Annotated in this window: 23 protein-coding genes and 1 pseudogene; 13 read left to right on the plus strand and 11 right to left on the minus strand. The window is 63.9% G+C overall.

The window, feature by feature from the left end; all coding sequences use genetic code 11:
* Nucleotides 1–55 precede the first annotated feature (55 nt).
* Complete coding sequence (locus AC3ENJ_RS08695) at nt 56–544, minus strand: recombinase family protein (protein WP_431813749.1); 489 nt, start codon at nt 542–544, stop codon at nt 56–58.
* Between the two features lie 239 nt (nt 545–783).
* Nucleotides 784–1017 (minus strand): AbiV family abortive infection protein, encoded by a 234-nt coding sequence (locus AC3ENJ_RS08700; protein ID WP_431813750.1) that lies wholly within the window; start codon nt 1015–1017, stop codon nt 784–786.
* 144 nt (nt 1018–1161) lie between these two features.
* On the opposite strand from AC3ENJ_RS08700, the gene AC3ENJ_RS08705 reads away from it, so the two are divergent.
* From AC3ENJ_RS08705 to AC3ENJ_RS08715, 3 genes are all read left to right on the plus strand, one after another.
* The gene (locus AC3ENJ_RS08705) at nt 1162–1722 is read left to right on the plus strand and encodes a MarR family transcriptional regulator (RefSeq protein ID WP_431813751.1); all 561 of its coding nucleotides are present in this window, start codon (nt 1162–1164) and stop codon (nt 1720–1722) included.
* Nucleotides 1715–2143, plus strand: coding sequence for a hypothetical protein (locus AC3ENJ_RS08710; RefSeq protein ID WP_431813752.1), 429 nt, complete (start codon nt 1715–1717; stop codon nt 2141–2143). Before AC3ENJ_RS08705 ends, AC3ENJ_RS08710 begins: the two co-directional genes overlap by 8 nt.
* A 113-nt stretch (nt 2144–2256) precedes the next feature.
* Nucleotides 2257–2553, plus strand: a complete 297-nt coding sequence (locus tag AC3ENJ_RS08715) for an AAA family ATPase (RefSeq protein ID WP_431813753.1) — start codon at nt 2257–2259, stop codon at nt 2551–2553.
* A gap of 526 nt (nt 2554–3079) precedes the next feature.
* Here AC3ENJ_RS08715 and AC3ENJ_RS08720 read toward each other — a convergent pair.
* Nucleotides 3080–4747, minus strand: a complete 1668-nt coding sequence (locus AC3ENJ_RS08720; RefSeq protein ID WP_431813754.1) for an FAD-dependent oxidoreductase — start codon at nt 4745–4747, stop codon at nt 3080–3082.
* Nucleotides 4748–4832: 85 nt separating this feature from the next.
* Here AC3ENJ_RS08720 and AC3ENJ_RS08725 point away from each other — a divergent pair, with 85 nt between their 5' ends.
* From AC3ENJ_RS08725 to AC3ENJ_RS08740, 4 genes are all read left to right on the plus strand, one after another.
* The gene (locus AC3ENJ_RS08725) at nt 4833–5390 is read left to right on the plus strand and encodes a helix-turn-helix domain-containing protein (protein WP_431813755.1); all 558 of its coding nucleotides are present in this window, start codon (nt 4833–4835) and stop codon (nt 5388–5390) included.
* Nucleotides 5391–5648: 258 nt separating this feature from the next.
* Entirely contained in the window at nt 5649–6095 is a 447-nt protein-coding gene (locus AC3ENJ_RS08730) for a GNAT family N-acetyltransferase (RefSeq protein ID WP_431813756.1), read from the plus strand.
* Nucleotides 6096–6156: 61 nt separating this feature from the next.
* On the plus strand, nt 6157–6417 hold the full coding sequence (locus tag AC3ENJ_RS08735; protein ID WP_431813757.1) for a type II toxin-antitoxin system Phd/YefM family antitoxin: 261 nt from the start codon (nt 6157–6159) through the stop codon (nt 6415–6417).
* Nucleotides 6417–6671 carry a Txe/YoeB family addiction module toxin gene (locus AC3ENJ_RS08740; RefSeq protein ID WP_431813758.1) on the plus strand — a complete coding sequence of 85 codons (255 nt, stop codon included), beginning with the start codon at nt 6417–6419 and terminating at the stop codon, nt 6669–6671. Before AC3ENJ_RS08735 ends, AC3ENJ_RS08740 begins: the two co-directional genes overlap by 1 nt.
* Before the next feature lie 308 nt (nt 6672–6979).
* Here AC3ENJ_RS08740 and AC3ENJ_RS08745 read toward each other — a convergent pair whose 3' ends face one another.
* Nucleotides 6980–7726 (minus strand): ASCH domain-containing protein, encoded by a 747-nt coding sequence (locus AC3ENJ_RS08745; protein WP_431813759.1) that lies wholly within the window; start codon nt 7724–7726, stop codon nt 6980–6982.
* A 65-nt stretch (nt 7727–7791) separates the two neighbouring features.
* Complete coding sequence (gene arfB / locus AC3ENJ_RS08750; RefSeq protein ID WP_190781460.1) at nt 7792–8235, minus strand: alternative ribosome rescue aminoacyl-tRNA hydrolase ArfB; 444 nt, start codon at nt 8233–8235, stop codon at nt 7792–7794.
* A gap of 337 nt (nt 8236–8572) precedes the next feature.
* Between arfB and AC3ENJ_RS08755 the strand changes: the two are divergent.
* Nucleotides 8573–9079, plus strand: a pseudogene (locus tag AC3ENJ_RS08755) (DUF429 domain-containing protein); the annotation flags it as partial.
* Nucleotides 9080–9090: 11 nt separating this feature from the next.
* Here the strand turns inward: AC3ENJ_RS08755 and AC3ENJ_RS08760 are convergent.
* On the minus strand, nt 9091–9330 hold the full coding sequence (locus tag AC3ENJ_RS08760) for a PspC domain-containing protein (RefSeq protein ID WP_431813760.1): 240 nt from the start codon (nt 9328–9330) through the stop codon (nt 9091–9093).
* 199 nt (nt 9331–9529) lie between these two features.
* Between AC3ENJ_RS08760 and AC3ENJ_RS08765 the strand changes: the two genes are divergently transcribed.
* Genes AC3ENJ_RS08765 through AC3ENJ_RS08775 form a run of 3 tightly spaced genes read left to right on the plus strand, consistent with a single transcriptional unit; the run spans nt 9530 to nt 11429 of the window.
* On the plus strand, nt 9530–10729 hold the full coding sequence (locus tag AC3ENJ_RS08765) for a winged helix-turn-helix domain-containing protein (RefSeq protein ID WP_431813761.1): 1200 nt from the start codon (nt 9530–9532) through the stop codon (nt 10727–10729).
* A gap of 15 nt (nt 10730–10744) precedes the next feature.
* Nucleotides 10745–11110 (plus strand): DNA-formamidopyrimidine glycosylase family protein, encoded by a 366-nt coding sequence (locus AC3ENJ_RS08770; protein ID WP_431813762.1) that lies wholly within the window; start codon nt 10745–10747, stop codon nt 11108–11110.
* On the plus strand, nt 11079–11429 hold the full coding sequence (locus tag AC3ENJ_RS08775; RefSeq protein ID WP_431813763.1) for an Fpg/Nei family DNA glycosylase: 351 nt from the start codon (nt 11079–11081) through the stop codon (nt 11427–11429). Before AC3ENJ_RS08770 ends, AC3ENJ_RS08775 begins: the two co-directional genes overlap by 32 nt.
* Nucleotides 11430–11474: 45 nt before the next feature.
* Here AC3ENJ_RS08775 and AC3ENJ_RS08780 read toward each other — a convergent pair whose 3' ends face one another.
* Together AC3ENJ_RS08780 and arr are read right to left on the minus strand one after the other, a co-directional pair.
* Entirely contained in the window at nt 11475–11672 is a 198-nt protein-coding gene (locus AC3ENJ_RS08780; protein WP_431813764.1) for a dodecin, read from the minus strand.
* Between the two features lie 208 nt (nt 11673–11880).
* Nucleotides 11881–12309, minus strand: a complete 429-nt coding sequence (gene arr, locus AC3ENJ_RS08785) for an NAD(+)--rifampin ADP-ribosyltransferase (RefSeq protein WP_190781464.1) — start codon at nt 12307–12309, stop codon at nt 11881–11883.
* A gap of 239 nt (nt 12310–12548) precedes the next feature.
* Between arr and AC3ENJ_RS08790 the strand changes: the two genes are divergently transcribed.
* On the plus strand, nt 12549–13328 hold the full coding sequence (locus tag AC3ENJ_RS08790) for an amidohydrolase family protein (protein ID WP_431813765.1): 780 nt from the start codon (nt 12549–12551) through the stop codon (nt 13326–13328).
* 21 nt (nt 13329–13349) lie between these two features.
* Here the strand turns inward: AC3ENJ_RS08790 and AC3ENJ_RS08795 are convergent, their stop codons facing one another.
* The gene (locus tag AC3ENJ_RS08795) at nt 13350–14012 is read right to left on the minus strand and encodes an NAD(P)-dependent oxidoreductase (protein ID WP_431813766.1); all 663 of its coding nucleotides are present in this window, start codon (nt 14010–14012) and stop codon (nt 13350–13352) included.
* A 129-nt stretch (nt 14013–14141) separates the two neighbouring features.
* Here AC3ENJ_RS08795 and AC3ENJ_RS08800 point away from each other — a divergent pair, with 129 nt between their 5' ends.
* A complete protein-coding gene (locus AC3ENJ_RS08800) occupies nt 14142–14288 on the plus strand; it encodes a hypothetical protein (protein WP_190781467.1) in 147 nt (48 codons plus the stop codon).
* Nucleotides 14289–14369: 81 nt separating this feature from the next.
* On the opposite strand, the gene AC3ENJ_RS08805 is transcribed toward AC3ENJ_RS08800, so the two are convergent.
* Together AC3ENJ_RS08805 and AC3ENJ_RS08810 are read right to left on the minus strand one after the other, a co-directional pair.
* Entirely contained in the window at nt 14370–15650 is a 1281-nt protein-coding gene (locus AC3ENJ_RS08805; RefSeq protein ID WP_431813767.1) for a glycerophosphodiester phosphodiesterase family protein, read from the minus strand.
* A 213-nt stretch (nt 15651–15863) separates the two neighbouring features.
* The gene (locus AC3ENJ_RS08810; RefSeq protein ID WP_431813768.1) at nt 15864–16481 is read right to left on the minus strand and encodes a hypothetical protein; all 618 of its coding nucleotides are present in this window, start codon (nt 16479–16481) and stop codon (nt 15864–15866) included.
* Nucleotides 16482–16547: the final 66 nt, after the last annotated feature.

The raw sequence follows: 16547 nt of genomic DNA on the forward strand, positions 1-16547 counted from the left end.
GCGTTGTATCGCACGATAGACAGTCGCGCGCGACACTCCCATTAGCGCAGCTACCTCAAAAGTGGTGCATTCCCCGGTCCCCATGAGTCCGACGAGGTGCCGTTCCTATGCGGGGGAGAGCTTCGGCTGCTTGCCCCGGAGTCGCCCCCGAGCCTTCGCGCGTCCGCTGGCGGATAAGGTCTGCTTCAAACTCGGCGACCATGCTCAGCACGTTGAACAGCAGCTTGCCCATCGGTTCGGTGGGGTCGTGAACTGAACCTCCGATGGAAAGTCCTGCCCCCCGCTCCTCAACCTCGGCAGCGATGTCGGCCGCATCTCTCACAGAGCGTGCGAGGCGATCCAGCTTCGTCACCACGAGGGTGTCGCCGTCACGCAACGCTGCGGGAGCCTCGCTTAGCCCTGGCCGGTCGCGGTTCGTGCCAGACAGTCCGGTGTCTGTGTAGACGCGCGACTTCTCGACTCCGAGTGTTGCGAGTCCTTCTCGTTGCGCGGAGAGGTCCTGATCCTGATGTTGGGTCGAGCAACGGGCATAGCCGATATGCATGACCGTCTCCTGTCTCGGATATGGGGCCGCGAGCGGGCAGTTCTCCGGGCGGGTCTTACGAACACGAGGGGACTGCTGCACGGTTAGGTCAAGATGTCACCTAACCGTGCAGCAGTCCCGTCGCCCCAGAATGCGGCGAGTTCCTGGCCGAAGACGAAAGACTCCACGTACTTCACCGCATGACGACGCCCGTCTGACGTGAGCCGGGATACTTCGCCCCTCTCATCGGTTCCCGTGCTTCAAGCCTGCTCGAACGTCTCGTAGATCCACAGCGCCTTGCCGAGCTCTTCCTGGGCGAGGACTGTGAGTGATCGGGCTCGTCCGAACGAGCCACGTTGGAGTAGTGCGCCGTCGTCGGTGATGAGCCCGGAGGCATTACTCATGAGCGCCTTCCAAAACGTGCGCCCTGTGCTCGGATGCAGTTCCCTAGAGCGATTCCCCCTGAGGAGCACCAAGGCGGCGAGTGGCGGCACGCAGATTGATCACGAGGTGCGTTCCTAACCGTGGTGACGTGGTGGAATTCTTGTTCAACGTGTGACTGCCAGCTTGACTCTTCCTATAAATGGAAGATATGTTCCTGTTTTGTGAAGACTCCCGCGTCACAGTTGACTCCGTTCGTGCGTTCGGATGCGGTCGGGGCGATCCTGGCTGAGCTGCTCGGGCACCCCGACAGTGAACTGTCGCTGTCCGAGCTCGGGCGGCGTACCGGGGTGAGCGGGCCGGTCGTCCATCGAGAGGTAGGGCGGCTCGTCGAGAGCGCAATCCTGCGCGATCGCCAGGAGGGGCGCAATCGGCTCATTCGGGCGAACAGCGAGCATCCGCTTTTCGGCCTCATGCGCGATCTGATCGCGGCGACGTACGGACCCGTTCCCGTGCTCCGTGATCTTTTTAACGGCGTCGATGGTGCGGACCAAGTACTGATTTATGGGTCCTGGGCCGCGCGCCGCGCCGGTCAAAGTGGTGCTTTCCCGAACGATATCGACCTGCTCGTGATCGGATCCGTGCCGCGCCGAGCACTCGCCGCGATCGCTACTGCCGCAGGTGAGCAACTGGATGTTCCCGTGAATGCGACACGACTGGCTGCCGAAGAGTGGGATGCGGGCGATCCGTCGCCGTTCGTCGCGACACTCCGGTCGAGGCCGATTGTCGACGTGCTGACGGGCGAGGTTCATGCCTGAGGTAATCGAGCAGACGGTGGCGAGTCGCCGCCTCGAACGCGTCGAACCGAATCCAGCGCATGCGCTCGCGGTCGTACAGACCGCAGAACGTCACATCATTACCGCTCGGGTGCTAGCCGGGACCGACGATCAGGGGATGGCTTTCACTGCTGCATACGATGGCGCGCGGAAGGCTCTGGCCGCCGTGATCGCGATCGAGGGGCTGCGCGTGCGCCCCGTAGGAGGAGCTCACCGCAATACAGGAATCGCTGCCGCCGCGTACGTGACGGATCCGGCCCTCGGCGAGTTTGACTGGATGCGTCAGGTGCGAAACGCGACGGAGTATCCGGATCTAGATCGCCCGACGGCTACCGCGCAGGCCATCGATGCGTCGAGCTCGATTATTACCGCCTGTGCCTCTTACATCGCCGAGCGGACGTAGCTCCGGCAGAGGTTGTTCGGCTACGGAACGTGGTGGAGTTCCGGTTCAATGTCTGATTTCGGGCCTGGATTCCGCTGTTGAGGCGGAGGCGCTTCGTCACTAGGCTTGGTGTCATGTCTCGTATCCTGATCACGGGAATGTCGGGAGCCGGGAAGTCGACGTTGCTTGCTGAGCTGGCGTGCCGCGGGCGGGTTACCGTCGATACCGACTTTGACGGCTGGGAGTTGACCGGCGGCGTGTGGGACGAACCACGAATGAATGATCTGCTTTCACACCATGCCGATGTCGTGGTGTCGGGTACGGCCGAGAATCAGGGGCGGTTCTACGATCGCTTCGAGCACGTCGTCCTCCTCAGTGCACCCATCGACGTGCTGATCGAACGCATCGCGACGCGAATCAACAACCCGTAAGGACGCACAACGGAGCAGCAGCGAGACGTCCGGCGATATGTGTGGGAGGTCGAGCCGCTTCTTCGCAGGGGTGCGACTGTTGAGCTGGACGGCCTTCGGTCCGTCGTGGACCTCGCCGATGATATTGAAGCCCTGGAATAGTTCCTTTCCGTTCATGTAAACGCACGAGAGGTTTCTTTCTGCGGCAACGTGGGGGAGTTCCGGTTCAATGCGTCGCCGATTAACCTCTGGCGGAGCGAAGTAATCGATGGCTGAGTTGAACCGGCGGCCTCCGGTCGCAGTCCGAGAGCAACTTTGGCGCGAGGTCGGTTTCGGTTGTCCCGTGCAGGAGTGCGGGAATCCATAGTTGGAATTGATAATTGATTAGGGACGTAGCGGAATCCTGTCTCAATGTCTGGCCCGTCCCAGCACTGTGCGATGTGACCCGTCGCTCATTAGGTACACCAGAATCGGCTGAGGAGAGGACATGCCGCTTCGGCGAGGACTCCCGCGTGGGTGACGCTGCGCAATGACGAACGCCTGAACCTCAGCCCATCCGGAGGGCGCGCAGGACCATGTCGTGGACGTGATGGGCGGAGGCCGCTCCGGCGGGGCGTTCCCGGCGCTCATTGACCTCGATCTCCCACTCCGAAGAGGCCGACAGCGCCTCCACGAAGTCCTCGGTGCCAATGAAGGCCTCGTGATCGAAGGGCCGGGTGGACTCCGAACCCGCGTGTGACATGGCCTCCCGGATATCGCTCACGTCGTGGTTTATGATCAGCAGCTGCCCACCGGGCGCCACCGCGTCCAGATAGTTCGTCACTCCGCGCGCATCCGGGGTTCGCGGGATCGAGGCGGACGCGGCAGTGACCAGGTCGTACCGGGCTCCGTCGAAGGGGGCGGCCGCGTTGGCGTCTGCTTGCAGTGTTGCCACCGGCACCGAGCGCCGCTGCGCCTGCGCGCGGACACGGTCGAGGGCCAACGCCGAGATGTCGGCGGCCGTGACCCGCCAGCCCTGCTCCGCGAGCCAGAGAGCGTCGCCGCCCTCTCCTGCCCCGATGTCCAAGGCGGTGCCCGGAGTCAGGCCCGCGACCTCGGCGACGAGGGAGCCGTTGGGGTTGCCGCTCCACTGCGGTTCGCCGCTGTAGCGCCCGTCCCAGTCGGCGGCGTGGGCGACCGGGCGAGCCGCCGCGGCGAGGTCCTCCTGGGCCAGGTCGAAGCTGACCATTGCGCCGACCCGCCCACCGGCGGCCGCGGTGGGCAGCACTTGCAGCGTGGGTTCGGCGAGGGTGCCGGCCGCGTAGAGGCCCGGCACGGCCGTCGCCCCGGTGAGTGAATCTGTCTCGACGTAGCTGGCCACGCCGCTGGGGTGCTCGACGGCGGTCAGGCCAAGACCGGCGAAGGGTGCCACTCGAGCGTGCAGGCGGGTGCTGACGAGGACGGTATCGGCGGGGACCTCGGTGCCGTCGGCCAGCCGCAAGGCGCGCAGCCGCCCCGCGCGGTCCTCGAGGATCCGTTGGACGGGGGTGGAGATCACCGGCACCCCCGCGGACCTGAGGGTCGCCAGCTGCGGATCCTCGGTGGGGAGGCCCTCGTGAATCACAACGGTGAACTGCTCGGTGAGCTGGCGCAGCAGAGGCAGGGCGTGCAGACCGGCGGGCGTGCTCACCAGGGCGACGATGCGTCGGTCCCGCGATTCATAGCCGTGACAGAAAGGGCAGTGGATGACCGAGGTGCCCCAGTGCTCGGCGAGGCCGGGGATCTCCGGGAGCTCGTCGGTCAGGCCGGTCGCCGCGATCACGCGCCGGGCGCGGATCACGGGACCACCGGTCAGCTCGACGCGGAACCCCTCGGTCTCGCGGGCGACGTCGACGGCTCGTCCGGTGAGGATTTCCGCGCCGTAGGAGCGCACTTCGGCGCGGGCGATCCGCAGGAAATCGGCGGGGGAGCGCCCTTCGTGGCCGAGGTAGCTGTGCATCGCGGCGGCCGGCGCATTGCGCGGCTCCCCGGCGTCGACCACGATCACCGAGCGTCGCTGGCGGGAGAGCTGCAGGGCCGCTGCCAGGCCCGCGGCGGAGCCGCCGATGATCGCGACATCGGCGTGGCGGGTGATGGCGGGAAGGACGGGGTGTGCCTCGGCGCTCGAGTCACCGCCGTGGTCGTCGGCCCGGTCGGTGCCGGGCTGGGTTTCGGTGTGCTGCTCATGGGAGGTCATAGGGCCAGAATAGTGAATCTCGCATATAGTGCATAGTGTCTTGCAACATTCGCAAGAACGCTCGAAAACCGTTGGGAGACCCCTCATGTCCGAGATCGAACAGCTTGTACGCACCCGGCTGCGCAGCCTGCGTCACGCTCAGTCCCTCTCCCTTGAGGACCTGGCCGAGCGCTCCCATCTCAGCCCCTCTACGATCAGTCGCATCGAGACCGGCAAGCGCGCGATCAGTCTGGACGTGCTCCTTCCGCTGGCCCGCGCCCTGCGCACCGACGTCGAGACTCTGCTCAAGGACGAGGCCGACGACGACGTCGTCATCCGTCCCGAGCCGAGCCGGGAGGGCTCGCGCACCACCTGGATGCTCTCCAAAGCGACCGGCACCATGAAGGCCCTCAAAGTCCGGCTCGAGGCCGCCTCCGAGGTTCCGGAGCAGCGGGTGCATCCCGGTCACGACTGGTTCTTCGTGATGGAGGGAAGGGTCCGTCTGCTGCTGGGGGAGCGCGCGGTCATCGTCGAGGCGGGGGAGGCCGCCGAATTCGGCACGATGACTCCGCATGCCTTCGTGGCCGAAGGCGGACCCGCCGAAGTGATCATGATCTTCGACCAGGAGGGGCACGCCGTGCATCGACATGACGGCGAGGACTAAGAAGCCGCCGGGCCAGCGGGGCATGTGAGCATGGTCGAAGAGGACAATGGCAGCGAGATATCAGCGGGTCGAGGGTGATCATCATGGTGAACGTGTTCCTGCGAGTTCTCGACGACGGGGCTCGAGCTCGGATTCTCCGGTCGTCCGGGGGAATGTGTCTGCATGGGTGCGTAGTGAGGCAGTCCCTTGGTGAATAGATTTCCGTACCGGAACGTCCGGGAGGTCAGGCCGGCCGATGAATCAGCTCTGCAGCGGCTCATGCTGTCGAACCCCGGGTACACCCGTCGCGTGCAAGGTGGCGCGGTTGGCGCGGATGCGGCACGAGAAGTGCTTGCTTCGCTGCCGCCCGGGACCAAACGCGACCAGAAGTGGGACCGCGGGGTGTGGGAAGGTGATCTACTGCTGGCGTTCGCGGATGTGATTGTCGGCTGGCCCGAGCCCTCAATCGCGCACATCGGTCTGTTGTTGACGGACGGGGCGCGAGAGGGGCAGGGCCTCGGGCGTGCGCTGCACACGGCCGTAGTGGAGGAGCTCTTTGGCCGGTGCTCAGTCGACACGCTGCGGTTGTCGATCGTGGACACGAATGCTGCGGTGGTGGAGCCCTTCTGGGAAAAGATGGGTTACTCAGCCACTGGTGAAGCAGTTCCGTATGAATCCGGAGCAGTGTCGTCCACGGCGAGAATTTGGGTGCGCCCCACCAGCTGAGCTACCAACGCCGGGTGGTACCATTAATTGGTACCACTCGGCTCCATGAAGAGAGTTCATCATGTCCATCAGTGCAAGCGAGGCGCGTAAGACCCTGTTCCCGCTGATCCAGCGGGTGAACGAGGACCGCGATGCCGTCGAGATCGTCTCCCGCAAGGGCAACGCCGTCCTGATGCCGGCCGACGAGTACGCCGCATGGCAGGAGACCGCGTACCTATTCCGTTCGCCGGCCAATGCCCGCCGATTGCTCGATGCCTACGAGCGCGCCCGGGCCGGAGAGACTGAGGTCCACAAGCTCGATCGGGCGGATGAGGACGCCTAGTGCGTCTGGTCTGGGACCAGCTCGCCTGGGAGGACTACAATCACTGGCAGACGGCCGACCGAAAGATCCTCAAGCGCGTCAACGCGCTCATCGACGCCTGCCTCCGTGAACCGTTCTCCGGGATCGGAAAACCTGAGCAATTGAAATATGGTGCGCAAGGATCGTGGTCGCGGCGCATCACCGATGAGCACAGGTTGGTCTACCTCGTGGATAACGAGGACCTCGTGATCCTGCAGGCCCGCTACCACTACTGAGCAGGCTCACTCTATATTCGAGCACGCGGTTGGATTGAGGTTTAGTGTTTCGCACGGCCGCACCGAGCGGATGCGTCTGACGTACTCGACGCGTTTCGTTCGAACCCGGACATGGCCCGCCAGGGCCCGGTGACCGACGGCGCTGAGGCCGAGCGCTACCTCGGTCGCCTCCTCGATGATCACCTCTAGCTCGGGCACCGCCTCAACAACCCGAGATCCGGCGCCGTCGCCCGATGTGCGGGTTTCCGCAAGGAGGGGACTGAACGCGGGAAGTTTCTTATTGACGGTGAGCGCATCGACGTGGACATTTACGGGCGGCTACGAACCGATCCGTTCCCATCGTTCGAGCCGATTTCGAAGCTCACGACGTCGGTCAGATCGTTCTCAGCGAGGTCGGGGTAGTGGGTGTTCAGCGCCTGATGCAGCTCCGCCAAGGACGCGAAACCGTCACGCCGGGCCTGTTCCTCCGTGAGTTCGCGGTAACTCGTCTCAATAACGGACGTGACAAACGCATCGATCGTGACCACTTCTCCGGTGCCCTTCTCGATCACAATCTGAGCCGGTCCGCGGCGAAAAGGGTCGTCAATGCGGATGGTCTGGCGTTTGGAACCGTCGCGGATGCTCGCCTCATAGCCCTCCCACATGGATATCTTCTGCGGCTGCTCAACGGCATTCCAGTCATGGGCGAAGGGCAACAGCTCCGAGACCGGCACGGCTTTGAGGCCACTGCTGTCTCGCACGACGCACTGGATTGATGGGTCGAGGTCGAACAACTCTTGTCGGCATGACCCGCAGGGGGCGACCACCTGCTCGCTGGCTCCATGAACAGTTGCCATTGCGCTGATCGGGTCGTCAGGGCAAGTTGCCGCGTGGTGGGACAGCGCGGAAGTTTCACCGCATGGTCCGCCGGGGACGTGGGAGGTCTTGAGCCCGAGAATCGTCCGCCCCGAGCGGGTCAGGAGGGCCGCAGCAACCGTGTGGTCACCATTGTCGTTATGGCCGGCAGCATGAGTCGTGGCCGCTGTGACCAGGTCGCGCAGGGAGTTGGTAAGCACGGGCCCAATCTAGCAACAGCGTGTTGGGCCGTGCAGACTCCCGGTGTACTGCGAAGCCGAACTGGTCATTCTCCCGCGGGACGCTGCCGGTTCGCCTTGATCTCGGATCGCCGGTGTTTTCCCGCGAGCCGACGGCGCTCGGATCCGCGGGTGCGCCGTGTCGCCCGGCGTGCGGGAGGGGGAGGTGCCAATGCGTCCCGCAGCAGCTCGGCGAGCCGCTGCCGGGCGAGGGCCCGATTCCGGATCTGGGCACGGTGCTCGGACGCCTCGACCGTGAGGACGGTACCGGAGAGCCGGTGCCCGAGATTCTGTAGCACCCGTCGCTGCTGCGAGGCGCTGAACGCGCTTACACGCGCGAGGTCCACGGACAACTGCACTTTGCTGTCGGTCGTATTGACTCCCTGCCCTCCCGGGCCGGATGAGCGAGCGAAATGTTCCGTGAGATCCGCAGCGGGGATCGTCAGGCTCTCAGGGATCCCGGGGCCGGGTGCAATGGTCAGTGCGTTCATGTCATGAACCCAGACATCTGCGTTCCGGCGACGGTGACTCACTACTTCCGGTAGTCAGGCCCGCCCGGATCCAGAGAATCGCAAGGTAGTTGACCATCAACAAATTGTAGGCCGCTAGCTACGGAGTTTGTTTGGAACGTCGTTCACCGGCGGATTCCCACGCTTCGAGGGACACTGCTTCACAACCGGTTCCGTTGTTTCCGAGACTCTGTCTGCAGCCATCGCGATATGAAAGACCTTGAGGACCAGGCGTTGGGGAGTCATTCGGCTGTGCCGTCACGGTCCGTTGGGATCCCGCTGTCCATAGACGCAACCGAGCGGCGGCTACCGTGGCACCATGACGTTCGTTGGAATCGACCTGGCCGCCGACGTGAAACGCACGGGGCTCGCGGTGCTTCGGGAAGGCGCGGGGAACGTCGTCGTGGACGGTGTCCTAGTGGGCGCGACCGATGAGGATCTCATTGACGCCACTCAGGTGGCGGCGCGCGCCGGCGTGGACGTTCCGTTCGGCTGGCCCAAGGATTTCGTAGAAACAATTTACGCGCACGCAAGTGGGACCCTTGAGGCCCCAGCCAGTACGGGGTCGGAATGGCGGCGTAATCTGGCTCTTCGAGCCACGGATCAGGCCGTGCACCAACGCACGGGACTGACGCCGCTGAGTGTTTCCACTGATCGGATCGCCTATCCCGCGTTGCGATGGGCGGGGATCGAGGCCCGCCTCCGCGACATGGGTACGGAGGTTGCTCGAGATGGCGCAGGTGTGGTGTGCGAGGTTTACCCGGCGGCCGCTTTGAAGGTCTGGGGATTGCCGCACCGCGGTTACAAGGGTTTAAAGAATTCCGCAAAGCGTGCGGCCTACTTCCGCAGTGACTTCTCCAACGGAATGCTGCCGTCCTGCCAGGGCAGAACAGCCCAGGCCAGCAAGTACGCCGCAATCCCGACGACCGGCAACAAAAAGGACAGCAGAAGCAGCAGGCGGACCACCCACACATTGACCCCGAATTGGCGGGCGATACCTCCGCCAATACCAGCGACGAGTCGCTGAGGGCCGCGCCGGAAGCCAAGATTGCGCATGGAATCGAAAAATGAGTTCATGCAGTCAACACTACGCACTCCCACGTGTTGCCACGGTGGGGGCGACCTCGGAATCCATTGGGCGCACCTGGAACCTCATTCACCGGGCGGGGCATGGGGGGCCCGAAACCGGCCCGTGCGGGCGGTTGATGTCGGAGGTGCGCTCTACCGTAGAACTCATGAATCAAGCCGATCTGGCCCAGACCGTTTCGAGCAGGTAATGCTTGCGCCCGAAACTGGCACCTCGCGCAGGATCAGTCTGCCGACCGCCCGGCGCATCGCCCTGGCGGCGCAGGGATTCCTGGACCCGCGGCCGGAGCCGGGGAAGGTCACCACCCGTCACCTGCAACGAGTGATCAACAGGGTGGGCGTGGTCCAGATCGACTCGGTCAACGTTCTTGCTCGCAGTCATTACCTGCCGTTCTTTTCGCGTCTGGGTAGCTATGACAGAGCTCAACTGGATCACTTTCGGGATCGCAACCCGCGGCGGCTCATTGAGTATTGGGCTCACGAGGCCAGTCTGATTCCACCTAGCACTTGGCCCTTGCTGGGGTTCCGGAGAGAACGGGCCAAACATGAAGCCTGGGGAGGCATGCGCCGCATCCAACAGGACTACCCGGACCTGGTGGATGCGGTTCTGGCGGAGGTCGGCAGGCGTGGCCCCGTAACCGCCCGAGAATGCGACGCCGCCATGACGGTGGACATTCCCCGACGCGAAGGCGCCTGGGGCTGGAACTGGTCCGCCGTCAAGAGCGCCCTTGAGTACCTTTTCTGGTCCGGCGACATCACGAGCGCAGGACGAAATGCACAGTTCGAACGCACCTACGTTCTACCGGAGTACCTGCACCTGCCCCGGGAACCGGTGGATTCGAAAGCCGCGCATCTGGAGTTGGTGCGCATCGCTGCACGCGCTCACGGCATCGGGACCGCGCGGTGCCTCCGTGACTACTTCCGTCTGAAGGCGGCCGACACCAACCAGGCCCTGGCGTCGTTGGTGGCCTCCGGAGACTTGGAGATCGTGGCGGTCCCCGGCTGGTCGGACCGCGTGTACCTGGACACCTCGGCTCGGGTTCCCCGGAAAGCTCACGTAGAAGCCCTCCTCAGTCCCTTCGATTCGCTGATCTGGCAACGGGAACGCACCGAAGCGTTGTTCGGTATTCGCTATCGCCTGGAGATCTACACCCCGGCGCACCAGCGCATCCATGGCTATTACGTGTTGCCGTTCCTCTTCGGGGACACCTTGGTTGCCCGGGTGGACTTGAAGGCTGACCGAACCTCCGGTCGTCTGCTGGTGCAGCGGTGCACGTGGGAGCCCGACGCCCCACCTGAGGCCTTTCCCGCCCTCCAGAATCACCTGCAGACGTTAGCGCGGTGGTTGGGGCTCGACCGTGTCGCCCATCCTCAGCCGGGTGCGCACTAGAGGCGGAATGAAGTCATGCCTGAACTGCCTGAGCTGGATGCAGCTGTCGATCAATTGCGGGAACGCCTGGTGGGGCGTCGCCTCCGGGTGGTCCACGTTGCAGCTTTCAGCGTTTTGAAAACCGCGGACCCACCCCACAGTTCTTTGGTGGGGCGACAGCTGACCGGTGTGTTCCGCCGGGAAAAATTCTTGTTGCTGGAAGCGGAAGAGCGTTACGCGGTCATCAACCTCGCCCTGGCAGGTTGGCTCAAACTCGGGGAAGGCGGCGTCGGCGATAGACCCCCGGTCAGCCCCGGCCCGTTGGCCGTCCGGTTGGATTTCGACGACGGTCCTCACGGACCAAACGACCATGGCGGGGAACGGCAATGCGTGGTCGGATGAAATCCTGCACCGCGCCAAACTCACCCTGTTCGTAGCTGCCAACAAAGTGGACACCATCCAGGTGGGGGCGCTTTACCAGGCAGTCCAGGAGGTACTGGCCGAGGTTCGTGAGGCTCTGGCCAACGTGCCGTTGGAAGGCATCAAGGCAACGAAAAAGCCGCTGTTCAGTGTCCACGACCGTGCCGGCCAGGTCTGCCCGGTCTGCGGTGCCACGGTGGCCGAAGTGTCCTACGTGGACCGCTCCATGCAGTACTCCCCCTCGTGCCAAACAGGTGGGAAGAAGCTCAGTGATCGCAGAATGGACCGACTGCTCAAATAGGCTTCAGCGTGTGAGCGGCGGTCGGTCACCCGGAGGGATCCGAAGTCAACCCTCGTGACGGAAACCAATCTTGATGGTGACTTGCCAATCGGCAACCTTGCCGTCCTTGATGTGCCCCCGGACGGACTGAACCTCGAACCAATCCAGATTCCGCAGTGATTTCGAAGCCTCCGCCAATGCGTTCGTGATGGCGGCGTCGCTGCCGTCCGGCGAGGTGCCGACGATTTCGGTGATGTTGTACACGTTGTTGGCCAAGGTTCCTCCGAAGGTGGATGCCGCTGTCGCGGACACACGGGTGGTCGGGAATGTGATGCAGGCCACACTACCGGACCGGCTTGGGCTGTCACGGGATGGACAGCGGAGTCTGACGGGAGGAAACTGCAGAATTGTGGCGTGCCAGATGCTTATCCGTCACATCACATCGGGTGCGCGACGCAGGGCGGTGCGAGGGTCAGTCGATGATTGTGTTCTCGCCCCGGGCGCGAAGGTCGGCCAACCCTTCCAGCATCGTTTGAATCTGTTCCGGCGTGTGCCCGGTCCAATCCTCGAGCTCGTACAGCACGCGGACGGGCTCGCGCGTTCGGTAGGAACGGGTGGGGTTGCCGGGGAACCGTTTGTCAGTGACGTTGGGATCGTCCTCTATGGGCCCGGCTGGTTCTACGACATAGATCCGCCCTGGCTCACTGCCCATGGAGAGCTCGGCTCCCCATGCGGCCGCGTCCAGCGTTTCCGTGATGTAGACGTGACGGGAAGTTCGCCCGGCTTCAAAATTGGAGGAGTATCCAGGAGTCAATAGGTCTCCCGGGGCGAGCTGGGCCTTGGTCCCGTGGAGGTAAGTACCTTCCCGAAACACCACAAATGGAGTCGGTTGAGCGATCATGAGCTTTCCTCTCATCGCGAGACGGGCAACCGCAGCCCTGCAAGTCGAACGACACTCAGTGTCTCCCTAAACCTCGTGTCCGGGTTCACATCAGGTACACGAGCAGGCTACGGTTCCGTAGTCCACGGCGCATAGAGGTTCATGCCCGACTCGCGCCGGCGTAAGAAGTCTGAAGTGAGCTGCCTCTGCCAGGGCGTATGTTGAGCATCACCCACTCACCGAGACAAGGCGGACGCTCCATGGCACAGCCGGTATTCGATGCTCACCTGCACATTGTGGACTCCGCGTTCCCGCTCGTGGAGAACGAGGGATACCTGCCGGGTCAGTTCACGGTGGCCGACTATCGGAAACGAACAGACGAACTGCACGTTGCCGGGGGCGCGGTGGTGTCAGGGTCGTTTCAGGCCTTCGATCAGGGCTACTTGATTGCGGCGCTCAAGAAGCTGGGGCCCACTTTTGTGGGCGTCACGCAGATCCCGGTGGACACCAGCGACCGACAGATTCTTGAGCTCCATGAGGCCGGAGTGCGTGCGGTTCGATTCAACGTGTTCCGCGGCGGCTCGGCCTCCCTCGGCGAGTTGGACCGGTTGGCTCGACGCGCCCATGACCTTGCGGGTTGGCACACGGAGCTCTACATCGACGCGCAGAAAATCGACAATGACCTGGCGCGCATCATCACTGCATTGCCAGCAGTCAGTATTGATCACCTGGGTATGACGGCGGGCGGTCTCCCGACTCTGCTGCGTCTGGTCGAACGGGGAGTGAAGGTGAAAGCGACAGGGTTCGGACGGATAAAGATGGATCCGGCCACCGCCATTCGCGCCATTATGAAGGTGGACCCTACGGCGCTCATGGTCGGAACGGACCTCCCCTCCACACGGGCTGAGCGTCCCTTCCGGAACGAGGATTTCCAATTGATCCAGCAGACCCTCGAGGCCGAAGGTTTCGCACCCGACCAGGTGGCAGCCGTGTTCTGGGGCAACGCAGCAGACTTCTACCTGAATGTCCCGCCTCAATAAAGGGCCCCAAGACCCTCCTTACTATCGCCCGCTCACTCCGATGGCCTGGCCGAATGTGGACTCGTCGGTCACGGCGGCGAGTATGAACTGGGCCAGATCCGCCCGCGGAATCGAGCCGTCAAGTGTGCCGTCCTGGCCGACCAACAGTGCTTTCACCTGACCGGTCGCCGGCTTGTCCGTCAGCCCCGCAGGCCTCACGATGGTCCAGTCCACATCGGAGTTCTCGGCCGCGGCCTCTTGCTCGTTGTGGTCCGCCAGAGCCTTGGCCAGCATGATCGGTGTGATCAGGTTTAATGGAGCCGGGAGTTGAGAGGCGGAGTCTCCGGCGCCCAACGACGACTGCACGATCAGCCGCCGCACGCCGGCGTCCTTCATCGCGGCAATCACGGTTCTCGTGGCCGCGGCGCGCTGACGCTTCACGCCCTTGGCCCCGCCCACGGTGACCACCACGGCGTCGGCGCCCGCGATTGCCTCGCGCACCACGGCAGGGTCGGTCGCGCTGCCGACGACGCTGCGCACGTCCCCGGGTACGTTGCCGCTGCGGGATAAGACAGTGACCTCGTCGCCGGCCTTGAGCGCCGCTGCGCCCACGTACGCTCCGGTGCCCCTGGAGCCCCCGATAATCGTGACCTTCATGGTGTCCTCTTCCCCCAATAGGTTGGATGTGAGTACCCAGCGTTCCATGAGCTCCTAGGAGGAGTCCGAAGAAATCCACCAGCACACCACGTGGCCCTGACAAACCGAACATGTCATGCGCGCCGAGCGCACGCGGAATCTGTAAGACTTGACGCACAGCCGAATGAAGGGAAGATCATGGAAGATTCACCGAAGACTCAGCCCACCAACCCGCAGAAGGGCACCCCGTGGGGGCTCATTGTGATCATGCTCGGGTTCTTCTTGGCCTTGGCCATGGTGATTGGCGTTGGCGTCGTGTCGCTGGATCTCGGACTCGGCGGCTGATAAGCCACTTGACCCCATTGCGGCGGGCGGTCCCCTTCAGTGCGAAGGTGACCGCCCGCCGTCGTCGTGTGCGGAAGGACGCTAGTTCGCGAAGGTATCCTGCAGGTTCCCGTTGGCGCTCCACAGGGCAACGGAGTCGCCGCCGTTGTTGAGCACGTTGGTGGTGCCATTGTTGTAGTAGGCGTCCGAGCGGTTGGTACCCGGGCCCGTGTAGACGCGCAACTGCGCGCCGGGCGCCAGGATGTAGCCGTTGCCCACGGTGAGTTGGGTGTTGGCGGCGTCGCGGATGATGTAGCCGGAGACATCGATCGGCCGATTCGTGGTGTTTTCCAGAATCACGTGCTCACCGGTCTCGGGCTGAAGATCGTTTCCCGGCACATCGTTGATCGATCCGGCGATCCGGACTCCGGTGTTCTGTGGGAACGGCTTCTGGCCGCGCTCGTGGCGGGAGAACTGGACGGGGAAGTCCCCGGTCACGCGGTCCACGCCCAGCGCCACCATCTGGTCATAAGCCTCGGTGGAGTTCACGGTGTACACGCCAATGCCCATGCCCGCGGCCTTGACGCGAGCCACGCCGGCGGCGTCCAAGGTCCGGTAGCTCGTGCCGAAGTGGTCGGCGTAGGTTGCGATCTGCGCGAGGGTTGCGGAGTCGGGTACGGTGCCGATGAGCTGCTGGAGGGGAACATCCGGGGCGAGAGCGGCGAACCGCTGGTTGGATGCGGCGTCGAAACCCAGGACCTCGATCTGGTCGTTCTTAAGCAGGCGGTTCCAGTCGCGGTTGTTCTGCAGCGCGTCCGCCACGACCCGTTCAATGCCGGGGGAGTTGACCGGCGACTTGATCTCGATGAACACGCCGATCTTATTGTTGGCGATCTTGGCGGCATCGTTGAAGTGCGGAATCTTCTCGCCCACGAACTGGTCCGAGAAGTACGAACCCGCGTCCAGTTGCTGCAGCTCGGCCCAGGTGAACGAGGTGATCGGGTCGTTCTCGCGGCCGGGGAACACGTCTTCCACGTTGGTGGTGCGCGCGGGGGTGTCATCGTGGAAGAGGAAGGGCACGCCGTCCGCGGAGAGCTGCACGTCGATCTCGAAGTAATCCGCGTGCGAGGATCGCGCGTCCTTGAACGCCGAGACCGTGTTCTCCGGTGCGGTACCTGCCGCACCTCGGTGGCCGATGAGCAAAGGCTCGTTCGCGGACGACGCCGCCCGCGTTTCGTTCTTCGCCGCAGCCTCCGCGGTCGGGCGGGTATCGGGCTGTGCATGGGCGGGAGCAGCGAACGGCGCGAGGACCGCGACGGACAGGGCCGCGGCAGCAGTGGCCTGTGAGATGCGGTCGAACTTGTGGTGGCTTCGAGTGTTCACGGTGAACCTTTCGGTCAAGAACGTCGGGCAACTCGAGACCGGACTGGCGGAGTGTTTCCCCAGGTCCCGAGGATGTCAGCAGGACCAACGGTGCTGGAAGAAGCTGACGGCCAGGAAGCCTTGGGGTGGCCGGGACATGAAGAAGTACACCGAGTGGAGATTCCGGGGGCGCGCCCACCACCATGACATTGGCGTCCTTGTAAGTTTTCCGTTCTACCTCGCGGACCGGTCCAGGGTCACGCGCACCAGTGCGGAAGCCAGGCGCGGCAGATCCTCGCGCGACACGAGACCGGCCAAGGCATCGGGATTGTCCGGCAGGTTCAGTTTCCGTGCGCCGTCCAGGGCTTTCTTGTCGAAGAACGGTGCCATGACCGGCCACAATCCCTGAACCTCGCGGGCGAAAATTGCTGCGCCCGTGAGGCCGATTCCGGGGAACTCCTGGAGCCGTTTCAGGCTCTCCTGGGAGTCCTGCGATTCGTCACGCAACCGCCTCAGATCCCCGGTGTAACGGTCGAGGAGGAGGACCGCGCAGTCGCCGAGCATGGTGGCAGTGCGTTCGTCGTATCGGCGGTACCCGCCGCGGCCGAGTGCATCCACGCGCTGTTGCCACGTGGCGTCACGCATTTTCTCGGGAGTGCTGAATCCGCTGTTCGTCAGCTCACGGGCGGTGGCCACGGCAATCCCCGCGTTAATTCTGGTGGACAGCAGGTTGGCCAGTACCAGCAGCTGGAACAGGGATGCGGGGGTGTCCTCGAGGTTGATGCCCGCTTCCCGCGCGTACGTGCGCCCATGCTCATCCAGTAGTTCATCGACGATGTCCCGCTGGCTCATGGGTCAGACCTTCTTCCCTGGCTGGAGCACAAGAATATCCATAGGTAGCCACGTAGGGTCAGGAGC

This window comes from Kocuria sp. cx-455 (assembly GCF_057707085.1).